The following is a 15,490-nucleotide window of genomic DNA, read 5'->3' as shown; positions in this document are numbered from 1 at the left end:
CCTTCGACAGCTGGGCGTTTGGCAGGCGAGCGGCGGTGCGGTGGCTTGACTCGCCAGGCGTCGGGCAATAAAAAAGCCCGCTTGCAGCGAACTGCCAGCGGGCTTTGCTCCCTCCCCCACGTCGGGATGCAGGATCATAGTGCGCGCCCCGAACGCCACTTGCACGCTGCACTGCAAAACAACACCAGGCAGTACAGAACTGGCGCTTTTTTCTTCACGTCGCGTTTGCGCGCGGCAGCCTCAGCGCAGCAGATCGGGCTGGGCCTGATACCACTCCGGCGCACGCAGCAGATGCCATTGCGGGGTCTGGCCGCGCAGCCCCACCGCTGCGCTCAACATGCCCCAGCGCGCGAGCAGGCTGCCGCTGCGCTGGCTGCCCTGCAAGCGCAGGCGTGCATCCACCTGGAAGCGTTCGTTGCGTGCCTGCAGCCGGTCGACGATGACGGTGTCACCCTGCCAATGCACACGCCCGGTCACCTGCGCCTGGCCTGCATCCACCAGCCGCAGCATCCAGTTCGGAATCGAACGGTCGCGCGCGTATAGCGACATCAGGAATGCCAGGTCACGCACCTGGATGCGCACGCGTCCATCCACACCGACCGGCTGGCGCCATTGCATGCGGGTGTCTTCCAGTGCGATGCGCGCCCACCAGCCATCGCGGCGCTGGCCATCGGGCCCGGTGAATCCGACATTGCGCAGCTGGATGGTGCTGGCATCGAGGCGGAAGTTTTCTGCACGCAGATCGCCGCGCTGCAGGCGCAGGTCCGCATCCACGTCGCCACGCAGTGCCAGGCCGGCAAACTGCAGCCGCGCCGCACGTGCGCCGATCCGCAGGCCGCCCTTGCCGATGCGGCCGCCGGGTTCGATCTGCAGATCGCCGCTCAATACACCGTTGCCGCCATCGAAGCGCAACTGCTGCTGCGGCAGATAGCGGTTGTAGGCCCGCAGATCCGGCACGCGCGCGTTGGCGAACCGCAGGTGCGCGCGCGTGGCGTCGCGCAACGTGGCCAGGTTGCGCGCGTCGGCGCGCGTCTGCAGCTCCAGATGCAGGTCGCGGCCCTGCACGAACGGGCGCGTGGGCGCCTCGTCGTGCGCAATCGAGAACTGCTGCATCTGCAAGGCAAGTGCCGGCAGCAGCTGTCCGCGCGCATCGGCGCTCACACGCAGATCGGCACTGGCCTGGCCATCGATCGCATGCCCCATCACGCCGACATGCGCACGCACGTGCGGCACCTGCAGGCGGCTGCCGGCGCCGAGCTGGCCGCGATCGATGCGCAGATCCGCATCCACCAGGCCCTCGCCTTCCAGCGTCAGCCAGTCCACATCGGGAAACAGCGCCGGAATCCAGCTCAGCGAAGACAGTTGCCAATGCAGGCGCGCATGCCCGGAGGTGCGCGGCAGCAGGCTGCGCATCGATTGCAACGGCAGTTGCCGGCCTTGCACGCGCAGATCCGCATCCAGGGTCAGCCCGGCATCGGCCGGCTCGGGCATGCTGACTTGCAGACGCATGTCCTGATCCACCTGCAGTTGCGCTGCAAGCTCGCCCAGCAGGGCAGCCGGCGTGCGCGTGCCATCGTGCAGTGGTGCGCGCCATTGCAGTTGGCTGCCGGGCTGCAGGCTGCCACGCGTCCAGCGCAACTGCCCATCCGCACGCCCCTTGCCGGCACGTGTGGCGAGCGTATGGCGTCCTTGCGCATTGCGTGTGACATCCAGTGCTGCGGTGTCGCCATGCACGGTCAGCTGCGCATCGGCAAGCTGCAGCATCGCCAGCCCGCGCGCCTGCTCCGGCGCATGCCGCGCGATGCTGGCGTCGATGCGCAGCTGCCCGTTGCGCAGCACCTCGCTACCACCCCAGCGCATCCGTGCATTGTCGAAGCGCGCCCGCGAGGGAAACAGTTCCATCGGCCCGCCGCGCAATTGCTTGAACAGGCCCAGCTCCAACTGACCATCGCCTTCGATCTGCAGCTGACGCAGCGTCACTGCCTGCACCTGGTCGGCGACGATGCGGTCGAATTGCAGGGTCCAGGCCGGAGCGGTCGATGCGGGACCTGCGGGTACGCCAGCGGTCTTGGCGCCCCCGGCGGATTGCGGCACACCGGTGGATGCGCCGGTCGTGCGGGCGGGCGGCGGCGTGCTCGCCGCGACGTCTGGGGTGCGTGTGGGTGGCTTGTCCTGCGCGGTCGTTGGCGTCGTCGTACTGGCTACGTCAGCCGATGGCGCGGCAGCCACCTGCGTGTTCGGCGCTGTCGCCGGTGCTGGCATCGCCACGGTACCGGCTGTGGGCACAGCCGCCTGCATGCCGCCACGCACCCCGTGCGCATGCACCTCCGGCACCAGCAACTGCCGGTGCAGCAACGGCAGCAGCTGTACCTGCCCGCTCATGCGCTGCGCGCTGACGTTCCAGCGGGTGCGTGCCGAGCGGCCTTGCAACTCCACCCTCCACAGCGTCAGCCGGCCTGGCCACCAGGTCGCTGCCGGGCCCCAGTGCATGGTGAACCTGTCCGGCTTGCGATTGAGTGCGGCCGGCCCGAGTGGCGTGTTGAGCAACAGGTTGCCGAGCAGCAGATAGCTTGCGTACACCACCAGTAACGCCAGCAACGGCCAACGCACCAGGCGGGGCAATCTTTGCCAGCGGGCGCGAACAGGCATCGTCATGACGGCAAGGCTCCTGAAGACCGCGCACGCGGCATGACGCAGTGTGCCAAGGAAACCGTGAGCGCGGTGCGCAGCGGCGAGTGCGGCTGGGCACCGGCAGGTTGCCCGGTGTGCAGTCGATGTCCTGCACGCGCGGCAATGTGCGCACTACCTCTTCGAAGACGGCAAAGCTGGCCGCGCTACCCAAGCCTCAAACAAGGAACCGCTTACTTCGCCTTCGACACCGCCGGCAGCAATCCCGGCTGCGCGTCGTACCATTCGCGTGCACCGGCCAGGTGCCACTGGCGTTGCTTGCCATCGAGTTCGATCCCGGCGCCCAGCACGCCCCAGCGCAGATACAGGTCGCCGCGCCGCTGCTCGTCGTTCAAGGCCAGCCGCGCACGCAGCGACAGGCGTGCATTCTCCGCATGCAGGTCGTCGACCAGCAGTTGCTGCTTGCGCCAACGCACCCTGCCGGTGGCGTCGAGTTCGCCCGAATCCAGCAAGCCCAATACCCAACGCGGGTAGTCGGCGCGTTGCGCAAACACCGACAGCAGCGGCGCGATATCGCGCATGCGGATCGCCGCGTCGGCATCCACCTGGAACGGTGCGCTGGCCTGGATGGTGCCGGCACCGACCTGCATCTGCCCCCACCAGTTGGCATCGGCGCTGTCCTCGCCCACCCGCATATTGCGCAGGCGCACGCGCGTGCCGCTGAGGTCGAAGAACTTGTTCTTGAAATCGGCGCGCTGCAGCTGCGCCTGCAATTCGGCATCGCCGCGCATCTGCACGCCGGCCAGCGCCAGATGCGCGCCCTGCCCACGCAGGTTGGCGTGGCCGCTGCCCACATCGCCGGCGGCATTGAGCGCCACATCGCCGGTCAGGCTGCCGCTGCCGCCGAGCAGGCGCACGTTGTTGCCCGGCAGGTAACGGTTGTAGACGGTGAGATCGGGCACGCGGGCATCGCTGAAACGCAGCTGCGCCTTGAGCGTGTCGCGCAGGCGCGCCAGTTCGGCGTCGCCATGCATGGCCAGCTGCAGATCGCGGCCGTCCAGCAGGATCTGTTTGGGTGCAGCGCGCGGCGCGGCCTTGAAGACGGGGATGCTCACGTCCAGATGCGCCTGCGGCGTGGCGGCATCGTCGATGCGTCCATGCGCCTTGGCGACACCGGCCAGCCGCGTGTCGAACACCTGCGCCACTGCCTCCACCCGCGGAATCTCCAGGCTGCTGCCGCTGGCGAGCCGGCCTTGCGCCAGGCGCAGATCGGCCTCGACCAGGCCACCGCCTTCGAGCTGGAACCAGGGCTTGCGCACGAACAGCTCGGCAATCCAGTTCAGCGATTCGAACTGCCAGCGCCCACGCACCTGCCCGGACAGGCGCGGCAGCACCTGCGCAGGATCCTGGAAGGGGATGCTGCGTCCGGCAACGCGCAGATCGGCCTGCAGCTCGCTGCCCGTCTTTGCGTCGCGCGGCAGCCGTGCCTGCACGCGGATGTCGCGCGCCACGTCCAGCTGCAGCGCCAGCATGCCGCGGTCGGTCGCCCCGACGCCGGCCATCAACGGCAGGCGCCAGACCGCATGGCTGCCTTCCTGCAGCGTGCCGCGGTCCAGCGTGATGTCGGCCTCCACCCGCGCCGCCGACGGCCCGCTGCGGATGTCCACATGCGGCGCACCGGTGTCGATCTTCAACGCCACCGTAGCGGCCTTCAGCTGCAGCCGCGCGTGGGTGATGCCGAGCTTGCGCAGGCCCGGCGCTTCATCGCGGTAGTGACGCGGAAACTGGAATTGCGCATCCAGCTGCGCGCCATTGAACACCTGCACCCCGTCATAGCTGACCACCGCATCGCTGAAGCCTGCCTCGGAGGGAAACAGCTCCGACGGGCCACCCTTGAGCTGCTTGAGGAAGCCGACGCTGCCATGGCCCTGCCCGGCGATCAGCAGCTTGCCCAGGCGCGCGCTGCGGATGCTGTTGCTGGTGATCGCATCGAAGCGCAGCGTCCAGCCCTGGTCGCCGCGTGGCGGTGGCGGAATCGGGGTGTCGGAGGTTTCCACCTCCGCGCTCAGCCCGGTGGCGTGCAACCACGGCAGGCGTACCTCGCGTCGCAACAGTGCCAGCAAGGCCACGCGCGCATTGGCGCGATCGGCATGAAACACGTACACGGTGCGGTTGGCCTGCCCGCGCATGCGCACGTTCCAGGCCATCACCTGCCCCGGAAACACCGTCAGTGCCGGGCCGGTCTGCATGGTGAATTTATGCGGCTGCCGATTGGTGACGGCATCGAACAACGGCGTGTTGAGAAACAGGTTGCCGGCCAGCAGATACAGCGCATACAGCGCCACCAGCACGACCACTGCGATGCGCCATGGCCGGGGCCAGCGCTGGAAGCGGTCGCGAAGAGAGGGCATGGGCGCAGGCACAAGTCGAGTCTGCCGCCACTATCGCGGTTGCGCTGGCGGCGAAGCGTGAACGTGGGCGATGGTCCATTACCGCACACGCTGCGCGCCAGCTGGGGCTGCATGGCGGCCGGCTGCAGCGCGGGTGGTGCGCGAGACGGCCGGCCAGGTCCGCCAGGTGACCGCACGCCGGCCAGCGGCGACACCAACGCTGCATACGGGAGCGTCCCAGAAGCGCAACGGGAGTGGATGAAGCCTCGCCCGTGCCGTGCTCCTGCCACGCAACAGGTCGCTTCGCACGCCTCCGACGCGGCCCGCGAGGCGCATTGCACCATGGTCGCAGCGCGGCCGACGCACGCAGCGGCGATAATGGGACGTCTCCTGACTGCTGTGCCGCCCATGTCCGACGAACGCATCCTGTACGCGCCGCTGCGCGAGCGCCTGGTTTCTGCCGAGGCCGCTGCCGCATTGATCCAGCCCGGCGAGACCGTGGCGATGAGCGGCTTCACCGGCTCCGGTTACCCCAAGGCGGTGCCGATGGCGCTGGCGCAGCGCATCGAAGCGGCGCATCTGCAGGGCCAGCCGTTCCAGATCAAGTTGATGACCGGCGCGTCCACCGCGCCGGAACTGGACGGCGCACTGGCCAAGGCCGACGGCATCGCCATGCGCATGCCGTTCCAGTCCGACCCGGACGCGCGCCAACGCATCAACGCCGGCACGCTGGACTATATCGACATCCATCTCAGCCACGTCGCCCAGCATGTCTGGTTCGGTTTCTACGGGCAGATCGACACCGCCGTGGTGGAGGTCTCGGCGATCCGCGCCGACGGCAGCCTGGTGCCGTCCACCTCGATCGGCAACAACAAGACCTGGCTGGACCTGGCCAGCAAGGTGATCATCGAGGTCAACGACTGGCAGCCGGCCGGCCTGGATGGCATGCACGATGTCTACTACGGCACCGCGCTGCCGCCGCAGCGCAAGCCGATTCCGCTGATCCACGGCGACGACCGCATCGGCGAGCCCAGCCTGCGCTGCGATCCGGACAAGATCGTGGCAGTGGTGCGCACGCATGGCCCGGACCGCAACAGCCCGTTCGCCGCTGCCGACGCCAGCAGCGAACGCATCGCCGAACACTTGATCGCGTTCCTGCGCCATGAAGTAAGCAAGGGCCGGCTACCGGCCAGCCTGCTGCCGCTGCAATCGGGCGTGGGCAATATTCCCAATGCGGTGCTGGCCGGGCTTGCACGCAGCGGCTTCCGCGATCTGGAAGCATTCACCGAAGTGATCCAGGACGGCATGCTCGCGCTGCTGCGCGATGGCGTGCTGCGCTACGCCTCGTGTACCGGCTTTGCGCTCAGCCCGGAGGGCAACGAGGAATTCAAGCGCAATATCGATTTCTACCGGCAGCGCATCATCATGCGCACGCAGGAGATTTCCAATCACCCGGAACTGGTGCGCCGGCTCGGCTGCATCGGCATGAACGGCATGATCGAGGCCGACCTGTACGGCAACGTCAATTCCACCCACGTGATGGGCAGCCGCATCATGAACGGCATCGGTGGCTCCGGCGACTTCGCGCGCAACGGCTTCCTGTCGATCTTCCTGAGCCCCAGCATCGCCAAGGCCGGCAGCATCTCGTCGATCGTGCCGATGGTCAGCCATGTCGACCACACCGAACACGACGTCTCGGTGATCGTCACCGAGCAAGGCCTGGCCGATCTGCGCGGCCTCACGCCCAAGCAACGCGCACGCCAGTTGCTCGATCACTGCGTGCACCCGCGCTACCGCGATGCGCTGGAAGATTACGTGGCGCGCGCCAATCGCGACAGCTATGGCAAGCACACCCCGCATCTGCTGACCGAGGCGCTGTCGTGGCATCAGCGCTGGTTGGAGACCGGGGATATGTTGGGGTGAGTCGGGAATCGGGAATCGGGAATCGGGAATCGGCGGTTGTAGCCCAGCGTGGCGGCGCGATAGGTGTAGTGGAAGAACGTCGACGCCCGATGGTGCTTTGCCTTGGGCAACTTGCAACGCTGCTGCCATGGGAGGGAAGTCATGGTGCAGTTGTCATGCTGGCGTTTGACGCTGGCCGAACTGCATTGCCGGTGCCGACCTGCGTGACATCGCCACGTCATGCAGGTGGCGGATAACGTTCCTGCCCGCTCGCATTCGGCGGCAGGACGGCTCTCTCCCCCTCCTGCCGCTGGGCGCGACGGGTCATTACCGGGTGGTGCCAAATCCGCCAGGCGGCTCCGTGCAGCGGCCCGGCGTTCGTGTTCTGGAGCGGCCATCAACACGACTGTGTGCATCGCCAGGCTGCTCGACCGGCGTGTTGACCGCTTGCCGCCCAAGCGCGCGCTGTTTGGGATGTGCGGCGTGCTGGACGCTTTGCACTTGGGTATGCGAAGCACCGGATGGAATCTGCGGCGCGTCAAGGTGCTGCGCGTTGAGATACTGCAGTCCGGATGAGATGGGCTTTGTATTTATGCCCTTGCGCGCCGGCGAGTGCGCCGCATCGTTTGTGGGCATGCAGTCTCAGATCGCTGTCATCCGCCGTACGCGCATCCCCCCGCTCCGCGACCCGGCCCGTGCTGGCAGCGCGCGCGTGCCAACACACGCGCGCCAGTGACGCGCACGCTGTACCTTGGCGCGCCGCAGGGAGCAGGGCTTATCCCTTCTCCCTGCGGGAGAAGGTGGCGCGCAGCGCCGGATGAGGGTGCGGGCGAAGCCGCGTCCCCTCACCCGGCTGCCCCGACGATCACGCCGCTTCGGCAACCCGCCTGGCACGCCGCGCACGCACGGCCGTCGCCAGGCGCTCCAGCACCTGCACCGAGGCGTCCCAGCCCAGGCAGCCGTCGGTGATGCTCTGGCCGTAGGTCAGTGCGCAGCCGGGCACCAGTTCCTGGCGTCCGCCGACCAGGTGGCTCTCCACCATGACGCCGACGATGCGCGTCTCGCCGCCTTCCAGCTGCGTGGCGATGTCGTCGATGACCTTGGGCTGGTTCTCGGGGTTCTTGCCGCTGTTGGCATGGCTGGCATCGATCATCAGGCGCGCCGGCAACCCGGATTTGTTGAGCACCTGGCTGGCCGCTTCCACATTGGCCGCGTCGAAGTTGGGCTGCTTGCCGCCGCGCAGGATCACATGGCAATCCGGATTGCCTGCGGTTGCGGCCACCGCGGTGTGGCCGTCCTTGGTCACGGCCAGGAAATGATGCGGGTGCGAGGCCGCGCCCACCGCATCCACCGCGATCTTGACGTCGCCACCGGTGCCGTTCTTGAAGCCCACCGGGCACGACAGGCCCGAGGCCATTTCGCGGTGCACCTGGCTTTCGGTGGTGCGTGCGCCGATCGCGCCCCAGGCCACCAGGTCGGCGATGTACTGCGGCGAGATGATGTCGAGGAATTCCACACCGGCCGGCAGGCCGAGGTTGTTGATGTCGCGCAGCAGACCGCGCGCCACCCGCAGGCCCTTGTTGATCTGGAAGCTGCCATCCAGATCCGGGTCGTTGATCAGGCCCTTCCAGCCGATGGTGGTGCGCGGCTTTTCGAAGTACACCCGCATCACGATCTCCAGCGCATCACCGAACTGCTCGCGCAGCGGGCGCAGGCGGTGCGCATAGTCCATCGCCGCGACCGGATCGTGGATCGAGCAGGGCCCGATCACCACCGCCAGGCGGTCGTCGTGGCCATGCAGGATGGCGTGCAGCGCGGCGCGCGAGTTGGTCACGGTCTCGGAGGCGCGCTCGTCGCAGGGCAGCAGCGACAGCAGCTGCGAAGGCGGGGCAAGGGCTTCGATCTTGCGGATACGCAGGTCATCGGTCACAGGCGGCATAACAGTGTCTCGGTGGGCGGTGTTGCATCAGGGGGCCAAGCGCGGCGGCAACAAAAAAAGCCGCCAGTGTGCGCTGGCGGCTTTTCGGGAATGCTGCTGAAGATTTCTTCAGGGTGAGCGCAATCCGTCCTCCGCCAGCGGCATCGGAAAACCGTAGTACCAAAAGTAAAACTGGCTGCGGGGTGCGTTCATTGAGTGCATTGATACCACGCACGTTTCGGCCGTGCCACTGTTTCATCGGCAACGGAACATTGCAGCGCGCTGCCGGCGCCATCCGGGTCGATGGCCTGATCCGCACTTCATCGTGTCCAACCCCTGCAATTGCAGCGTCCCAGACGCAACCTGCGCAGGGATGCAACGCCGATGCGCCGCGGGCATAAGCACGGCCGATCATGACGATGCGAACAATCGATCACCAACTCCGCGGAATTCGGGACTGGGCGCGGTACACCCGACCAGCCCTCTCTCCCCTACATGGCTTCAACCAGCGCCGGCTTCGATGTTGGGTCACTGCGCTGCGCACTTGGACAATGCACCCAGCGACAAGTAGCGGTGACTCCCGCAATGCCAAGATCCAGTCAGGCCCTGCGGCAGAAACGTTTCGTGTCGACCATCGTCGGCAACCACGCAACCCCACCTGCTGCAGGGTGGATGACAAACGGCGCGCCCGTTTTTGCCTGCACCACACGCCACGGCGCTATGCCGTGACGTGTGGTGCGGCCGCCACGCTCAATCAGAAGGTGAACACATATTCCGCCGCCACTTCACGGCCGATCGGGTTGAACAAGGTGGTGTTGTAGAAGCCGTAGCCGTAGAAGCGCTCCTTGTTCTCGTAGCCCACTTCGTTGAACACGTTGTTGACGTAGAAGTTGACCTTGGCGTGGTCGGTGATCTTGTAGCCGGTGCTGAGGTTCCAGTAGATCGCCGGGCCCACGCGGCCGAAGTAACGCTTGCTGCTCTCGCCCAGATGCACGTTGGCGGTGTCGGTGACCACGCATTCGTCGGCGGCACTGGGTTGGTAGCCATCGTCGAAACGCGCGCAGGTGCCCCAGTTGACCGCGCGCATGGAGCCGAGCCGGCGGAAGTACACCGTCCAGTCCCAGGCGCCGCCGTTATCCCAGTGCACGCTGCCGCGCACGCGGCTGCGCACGCGTTCGTCGCGGCGGTTTTCATCGCTGTCGGTGCGGTAGATCTGCTCGCGATAGGCCAGCAGGTTGTTGTAGTCCAGCGACAGCTGGAAGTTGCCCCAACTCGCGGTGGCAAGCCGGTATTTCAGCGAGGCGTCGATGCCGGAGGTTTCCATCTGCGCCAGGTTGATCGGGCCGCGCTCGATGCTGGCGATGGTGCCGTCGGCGTTGCGCGTCACCCGCGAGGTGATGGTGTCGCAATAGCCGGCACCGCCGGGATTGTTCCAGGCGCCGCCGCTGATGGTGGTGCCGGTGCGGCAGCCGGCTTCGGCCGACAGGATCTCGTCGCGGTCCAGATCCTTGATCATTTCCTCCAGCTGGATGCGGTAGTAATCCACGCTCAGCGACAGGCCTTGCGCGATGTCCCACACCACCCCGCCGGTGAACGAGCGGCCAGTTTCCGAGCGCAGATCCGGGGTGCCGCGACGGTTCACATCCACGGTGTAGTAGATGTTGCTGTTCTCGTCGTTGCAGCCGCCGGTCTGATACGCGCCAGAGGCGATGCAGCGGTACTGGTCGATCACGGTCTGGTTGGTGGAGCTGGGTTCGCCGAGCACGTAGTGCATGTCAGGCGCGCGGAAGCTGGTGGCCAGCGTGCTGCGCAGCAACAGGCTCTCGACCGGCCGCCATTCCAGACCCGCGCTCCAGGTGGTGTCGCTCTGGGTGCCGACATCGGTCGCAATCGCGGCCGAGGAACGGTAATTGCCGTAGCGATCGTAGCGACCGGCGATGTTGGCGCTCAACGTCGACAGCAGCGGGATCTGGAATTCCAGCCCGGCCGAACTGCGCAGGCGTTCGCCACCACCACTGTCCACCACGTCCACCGGGTAGCATTCGTTGGCGCAAGGGTCGGGCGACAGCTGGTAGCCCTGCTTGGCGACTTCGGCCACGGTGGCGAAGCGGATCGGCCCGGCCCAGCCCTGCACCAGATCGCCGCTGAGGCTGAAACTGGCCTGGTTCACCCACGAATAGGCCGAGTTGTGCGATTTGGCGACCAGGTCGTCGTACTCGCTCGAGGACAGCGGCGCATACAGCCGCGCCTGGTTGATTGCATGGATCGGCGTGCCATCGGCAGCGGTGCCGATGGGGCTGCCGAGGAAATACGCGGTGGCGCGCGCGGTATCCACGGTGCGCACATATTCGTCCACCGTGTAGCGCGAGCGGCCCACGCTCAGCTCCCAGTCGAAGCGGTCCGCCCACGCACCGCGCAAGCCGGCGCTCAGGTCCCAGGACTGCTCCCTGTTGTAGTTGGCCAGCCGGTCCCAGCCGCCGGCTTCGCGCCGGGTGAGCTGACGGATCAGGTTCAACGAGCGCCCGGTGTCGGCGTCCTGGAACGGGCTCAGATACGCGTACGGCGGGTCGTAGGTCCAGCGGCCGATGCTGCGGTTGGCCGACAGCGTGGCCCAGGCCTCGGTGTGCTCGCCGAATTTCCAGGTGCCGTAGAGATAGGCCGAATAATCCTCGCTGCCGGTGACCAGCCCCCAGTCGCCGTAGTCGCGCGCCACGCCGCAGTAATCGCCGGCATTGGTGACCACCCCGGTGTTCTGGTCGTAGCTCAGCCGTTGCCCGTCGATGAACTCGCCGCCGAAGCGCGCGCAGGTGCCGGCAGGTGGCGCCAGGCGTTCGCTGGTGTTGGCATCGACCAGGCTCAGGCCGGTGAACGGGTTGAAGCCGTAGCGGCGGTTCTGGCCGGTCCAGTTGGAATAGGACATGTCGTCGGAGTCGTCCATCTGCGGGCGATCGCGCCCGTTCAGCGGGTCGCGCCGGGTGGCCTGCAGCGCGTAGGTCAGGCTCCAGTTCTCGCCGGTGCGCCCGCCTGCCCACGACACGTCGAAACTGTCGCGGCCGCCTTCGGTCGCAGTGCCGCCGCGCAGGCGCACCTGGTCGCCCTGGTAGTCGCGCTTGAGGATCACGTTGACCACGCCGGCCACCGCGTCCGAGCCGTAGATGGCCGAGGCGCCGCCGGTCAGGATGTCGATGCGCTCCACCGCTGCGGAGGGGATGTTGCTGTAGTTGGAAAAGTTGCTTTCGCCGCCGTACGGCAGCGGGTAATCGGCCACGCGGTGCCCGTTGACCAGCAGCAGCGTGCGGCCCGGCCCCAGGTCGCGCAGGTTGATCGGCGAGGCATTGGGCGTGTGCGAGCCCCATTGCGTATCGGCCTCCACCGAGCCCTGCTGGTTCATGCTGTTGAGCACGTCGTAGACGGTGGCAAAGCCCTCCTGCTGGATCTGCTGCGCGGAGATGGTGACCACCGGCTGCGCGCCTTCGACCTGCGCGCGCTTGATGCGCGAGCCGGTGACGCTGACCGCGTCCAGCGTGGAGGTGGCACGCGGTTGATCCGCCTCGGCCTGCTGGGCAGTGGCCGACGGTGCGACGGCCGCGGTCAGGGCAAGGGACAAGGAAATCGACAAGGCAAGGCGATGACTGCGGCAGTTCATAAGATCCCCGGGAGAGGCCGGCATGGCCGGCGTGGCGTTCCACTGCAACGACGCCTGCGAGCGATGCACCGCATCGCCGCCCCCTGTCCGATGGCCCCCCGACCGTTCGGCGCAAGCGCCTGCCCAGCGACGCTAGGGTTGCGATGACATCGGTGTCAACACCTTGTCATGCAAGTGTGATTGACGTCGCGATCTGCGCGGTTTTGCGATGGTGCACACGGTTGGGGCCGCGAGCCGGTTGCGCGGGCTGGTGGCGCATCGGCGCGGCGTAGGAGCGCACCCGGGCGCGACCGGGGCATTCCCGGTAAACGCCTCGTCGCGCCCAGGTGCGCTCCTACGGGGTCATCGGGTCATCGGGTCATCGGGTCATCGGGTCATCGGGTCATGGGGTCATGGGGTCGTGGCTCATGGGGGTTGCGTGGACCAGGCACGACCAATCGACGATCGCCTCTTGCGGCATCCACGACCGGCCACAAAAAAACCCCGCCTTTCGGCGGGGTCCTTTTTTGCTGCAACAACCGGTGGGGCTGGATCAGAAATCCATGCCGCCCATGCCGCCCATGCCACCGCCGGCCGGCATCGCCGGCTCGTCCTTCTTCGGTGCATCGGCCACCATGGCTTCGGTGGTGATCATCAGGCCGGCGATCGAGGCTGCGTTCTGCAGCGCCGAACGGGTGACCTTGGTCGGATCCAGGATGCCGAACTCGACCATGTCGCCGAACTCGCCGTTGGCGGCGTTGTAACCGTAGTTGCCGGTGCCTTCCTTGACCTTGTTCAGGATCACGGACGGCTCTTCGCCGGCATTGGCCACGATCTCGCGCAGCGGGGCTTCCATCGCGCGCAGGGCGATCTGGATGCCGTGGGTCTGGTCTTCGTTGGCACCGGTCAGGTTACCGACGGCCACCAGCGCACGCACCAGGGCCACACCGCCGCCCGGAACCACGCCTTCTTCGACGGCTGCACGGGTGGCGTGCAGGGCATCTTCGACGCGGGCCTTCTTTTCCTTCATTTCGATTTCGGTCGAGGCGCCGACCTTGATCACTGCAACGCCACCGGCCAGCTTGGCCACGCGCTCCTGCAGCTTCTCGCGGTCGTAATCGGACGAGGTGTCCTCGATCTGGGTCTTGATCTGGCCAACGCGGGCTTCGATCGTGGCCGAGTCGCCGGCGCCGTCGATGATGGTGGTGTTCTCCTTGGAGACCTGCACCTTCTTCGCACGGCCCAGGTCCTTGATCGTGGCCTTCTCCAGCGCCAGACCCACTTCCTCGGAGATCACGGTACCGCCGGTCAGCACGGCCATGTCTTCCAGCATCGCCTTGCGACGGTCGCCGAAGCCCGGTGCCTTGACGGCCACGACCTTGACGATGCCACGGATGGTGTTGACCACCAGGGTCGCCAGCGCTTCGCCTTCGACTTCTTCAGCCACGATCAGCAGCGGCTTGCCGGCCTTGGCCACGCCTTCCAGCACGGGCAGCAGGTCGCGCACGTTGGAGATCTTCTTGTCGTGCAGCAGGATGAACGGGTCGTCCAGGTCGGCCGACTGGCTCTGCTGGTTGTTGATGAAGTACGGGGACAGGTAGCCGCGATCGAACTGCATGCCCTCGACCACGTCCAGCTCGTTTTCCAGGCCCGAGCCTTCTTCAACGGTGATCACGCCTTCCTTGCCGACCTTCTGCATCGCTTCGGCAATGATGTTGCCGATCGACTCGTCCGAGTTGGCCGAGATGGTGCCGACCTGGGCAATCGCCTTGTCGTCGGTGGTGGGCTTGGAGATGTTCTTCAGCTCGATGACGGCGGCCTTGACGGCCTGGTCGATACCGCGCTTGAGGTCCATCGGGTTCATGCCGGCGGCCACGGCCTTGGCGCCTTCGCGGATCAGGGCCTGGGCCAGCACGGTGGCGGTGGTGGTGCCGTCGCCGGCGTTGTCGTTGGTCTTGGAAGCGACTTCCTTGACCATCTGCGCGCCCATGTTCTCGAACTTGTCAGCCAGTTCGATTTCCTTGGCGACGGACACGCCGTCCTTGGTGATGGTCGGCGCGCCGAAGCTCTTCTCGAGCACGACGTTGCGGCCCTTCGGGCCCAGGGTGGCCTTGACGGCATTGGCAAGCACGTTGACGCCACGGACCATGCGGGTACGTGCGTCTTCACCGAAACGAATGTCTTTAGCAGCCATTGGTATGTAACTCCGGAAATGGGGAATAGGGAATGGGGAATCGGTAGATCAACAGCGTGAATCGGGCCTGGGTGGGATGGCGAAGGGCGCTAGCCGCTTTGCCTATTCCCGATTCCCAACTCCCGATTCCCGGCGCATAGCGCCTGATCAGCCGATGACCGCCAGGATGTCGTCTTCGCGCAGCACCTTGTACTCGACGCCTTCGGACTTGTAGCTGCTGCCGGCGTACTGGCCGTAGATGACCTTGTCGCCGACCTTGACCACCGGCGCACGCAGGCTGCCGTTGTCCAGGGGCTTGCCGGCGCCGATGGCGACGACTTCACCCTTGGTGGACTTTTCCTTGGCGGAGTCCGGGATCACGATGCCGCCGGCGGAAACTTCGTCGGCTTCGATCGGCTTGACTACAACGCGGTCGTGAAGCGGCTTGATGCTCATAGAGAAAGACCCTCTTAAGTGATTGATTGGTCTGGAAATTATCGGCGATGTTAGCACTCGCATGTGACGACTGCCAGCACAGCGCGCGGAAAAAACCCGACAGAGCGGGTGCGGGCCAGAGATTGTGCTGTGTGGGCAGCTTTCAAGGGCTGGGGGCAAAAATTTTTTCGCCGGGCAGTCCCGGTCCACAGGTGGCAGGGCCGCTGGCGGGAGCCGGCGGGCAGTTCGCCAGGTGGCTGCGACCAGGCGGGTTTGCCACCGGACTGCGCAACCGGCTGCGGCGCCTGGCGCCTGGCGCCACTTGCGCACTGCACTGGCACTTAGCACTTGGCACTGGGCACTGGGCACTGGGCACTGGGCACTGGGCACTGGGCGGTGAGCGGTGGGCGGTGGGCGGT

The 15,490-nt window shown here is 66.6% G+C and carries 8 protein-coding genes; 1 reads left to right on the top strand and 7 read right to left on the bottom strand.

Annotation, left to right across the window (positions count from 1 at the left end; translation table 11 throughout):
* Positions 1-240: 240 nt before the first annotated feature.
* Entirely contained in the window at positions 241-2,655 is a 2,415-nt protein-coding gene (locus EO139_RS01745; RefSeq protein ID WP_126969141.1) for a hypothetical protein, read from the bottom strand.
* A 206-nt stretch (positions 2,656-2,861) separates the two neighbouring features.
* Positions 2,862-5,039 carry a hypothetical protein gene (locus EO139_RS01740; RefSeq protein ID WP_126969140.1) on the bottom strand — a complete coding sequence of 726 codons (2,178 nt, stop codon included), beginning with the start codon at positions 5,037-5,039 and terminating at the stop codon, positions 2,862-2,864.
* Between the two features lie 387 nt (positions 5,040-5,426).
* Between EO139_RS01740 and EO139_RS01735 the strand changes: the two genes are divergently transcribed.
* Positions 5,427-6,941: an acetyl-CoA hydrolase/transferase family protein gene (locus EO139_RS01735; RefSeq protein ID WP_104583558.1), complete on the top strand. Its 1,515-nt coding sequence runs from the start codon at positions 5,427-5,429 to the stop codon at positions 6,939-6,941.
* On the opposite strand, the gene EO139_RS01730 is transcribed toward EO139_RS01735, so the two are convergent.
* The 5 genes from EO139_RS01730 to EO139_RS01710 all read right to left on the bottom strand — a co-directional run bounded on the left by EO139_RS01730 (position 6,905) and on the right by EO139_RS01710 (position 15,092).
* Complete coding sequence (locus tag EO139_RS01730) at positions 6,905-7,084, bottom strand: hypothetical protein (RefSeq protein WP_126969139.1); 180 nt, start codon at positions 7,082-7,084, stop codon at positions 6,905-6,907. The genes EO139_RS01735 and EO139_RS01730 overlap by 37 nt on opposite strands.
* A 701-nt stretch (positions 7,085-7,785) precedes the next feature.
* Positions 7,786-8,859, bottom strand: a complete 1,074-nt coding sequence (locus EO139_RS01725) for a 3-deoxy-7-phosphoheptulonate synthase (protein ID WP_104583556.1) — start codon at positions 8,857-8,859, stop codon at positions 7,786-7,788.
* A 733-nt stretch (positions 8,860-9,592) separates the two neighbouring features.
* On the bottom strand, positions 9,593-12,484 hold the full coding sequence (locus tag EO139_RS01720) for a TonB-dependent receptor (protein WP_126969138.1): 2,892 nt from the start codon (positions 12,482-12,484) through the stop codon (positions 9,593-9,595).
* 532 nt (positions 12,485-13,016) lie between these two features.
* Positions 13,017-14,657, bottom strand: a complete 1,641-nt coding sequence (groL, locus tag EO139_RS01715; protein ID WP_011035771.1) for a chaperonin GroEL — start codon at positions 14,655-14,657, stop codon at positions 13,017-13,019.
* Positions 14,658-14,804: 147 nt separating this feature from the next.
* Positions 14,805-15,092, bottom strand: coding sequence for a co-chaperone GroES (locus tag EO139_RS01710; RefSeq protein ID WP_003483210.1), 288 nt, complete (start codon positions 15,090-15,092; stop codon positions 14,805-14,807).
* Positions 15,093-15,490: the final 398 nt, after the last annotated feature.

Source organism: Xanthomonas sp. BRIP62411, assembly GCF_003993525.1.
Taxonomy (GTDB): Bacteria; Pseudomonadota; Gammaproteobacteria; order Xanthomonadales; family Xanthomonadaceae; genus Xanthomonas; species Xanthomonas euroxanthea.
Note: the sequence above shows the minus strand (reverse complement) of the source record. Positions and strands in the feature narration are given on the sequence as shown.